A 252-nucleotide genomic window follows, 5' to 3' on the forward strand; every position below is an offset into this window, starting at 1 on the left:
CTCGGCCAGTGTCTGTGCGAACAATTCGCCGGACTTCGGTCCGATGTCCAGACCCATCTGGTCGGCGGGCATCTTGTCGGCGTCAACAACCGTTGCCGGCGCGTCAGCCTTGAATTCGGGCGCCGCAACGACGTCGACTGGGAGAACCAGCTTGACGCCGCGCTTGTCGGCCTCGTCGATGTATTCCTTGACTGTATCGATCTGATCTTCCTCGAGCAGGGACTTGCCCACCTCGTAGCCTTTCGCGGCCAG

The 252-nt window shown here is 61.5% G+C and carries 1 protein-coding gene; it reads right to left on the bottom strand.

The features are described 5' to 3' along the window. Positions 1-252, bottom strand: a 252-nt coding sequence (gene pgk, locus QP381_RS09265) for a phosphoglycerate kinase (RefSeq protein ID WP_285068738.1), incomplete at both ends; no start/stop codon positions are given.

Origin of the sequence: Pauljensenia sp. UMB6358 (genome assembly GCF_030216865.1) — a bacterium.
Taxonomy (GTDB): Bacteria; Actinomycetota; Actinomycetes; order Actinomycetales; family Actinomycetaceae; genus Pauljensenia; species Pauljensenia turicensis_A.